We start from the raw sequence: 1,074 nt of genomic DNA, 5'->3' as shown, positions 1-1,074 counted from the left end.
CAACGCGCGAGAGCAGGCGCGGCCTGGCGCCCGGTGAACGGCGGGTGGGGCGTTGCGTGGCGCGTGCAGCGAACATGGGTGCCTCCCGGCGGTGCCTTTGCGCCGCCTTGCCTTGGCCCTTGCCCTGCACCGTGCGGTGTGCCGCGCGTTTTGCCGTGGCGTTTCCGGGCGGGGCTGGCTTCTTCTACACAGGTAGAGCCTGCCGGGGCGGTGTCAAGGCGGGCGTCAGGACGGACGTGAAGTCGGGTGTCGGGCCGGGAGGGGCGCCGGGCCGGAGGGGAAATGCTGCAGCGTGGTTCACAGGAACGCGGAACATGGTTACCGTAACATTCCGGACCGGAGACGAACCGCCCGATGCGGAGCCGGTCCGGTGCAAGACCTTGCGCAGGAGCCCCCACCATTGAACGGGCTCGCCAAGGGCTGTAGGGTACTTGCCAGGGTGTGCCCGCAACAGGCACGACCTGCCGGAAATCCGTGACCGGCAGTCCGCCCGGCAGGGCCGAGCCCCCATCCACGTTCCACCCAGGAGAACGCATGACCTTCGATTTCGACCGCGAGCTGCAACGCCTTGAAGGCAAGCTGAAAGCCCTGCGCAGCAAGGAATATATCCCCGATGCCCTGCTGGAGATCGTGGCGCGAACCGCCGTCATCCAGCTGGAGGCCCGCGCCGCCGCGCAGGCAGACCCGCTGCCGGAACCGGTCGCCGGGCAGTTTCCCGAACTGGCCACACCCGAGGCGCACGCCCAGGGCGCGCCGCTGCTTCCGCGCGATGCCTTCACCTATGACAGGGCGCGCACGGCGGCTACCTTCGGTCGTCTGCTGGCCATGATGCGTGCCGCCGGGGGCAGCCTTGGCGCTGCCGCAGAGGTGGTGCGCGAGGCCATGGAAAAGGGCGAGCTTGCCGTGGATGACGCCTGCGACGCGGCCCTGCGCGACGACGCGGCCTGGTTCGACGCCTGGGCCCTGCGCCTGAACGACGCCCCCAGCCTGGTGCGCTTCCTGGCCATGGGCAGCGTGGTGCCTTCGGTCGAGGTGCTGGCTCAGGCGGTGGCGGCGGAACAGGCCCGCCGCACC

Annotated in this window: 1 pseudogene; it reads left to right on the top strand. The window is 70.3% G+C overall.

The features are described 5' to 3' along the window. Positions 1-534 precede the first annotated feature (534 nt). Positions 535-1,074 (top strand): annotated as a pseudogene (locus FVW20_RS16375) (formate dehydrogenase accessory protein FdhE); the annotation flags it as partial.

Source organism: Nitratidesulfovibrio oxamicus (assembly GCF_015731765.1).
Taxonomy (GTDB): Bacteria; Desulfobacterota; Desulfovibrionia; order Desulfovibrionales; family Desulfovibrionaceae; genus Cupidesulfovibrio; species Cupidesulfovibrio oxamicus.
The sequence above is the reverse complement of the archived record's forward strand: the minus strand, read 5'-3'. Positions and strand labels throughout refer to the sequence as shown.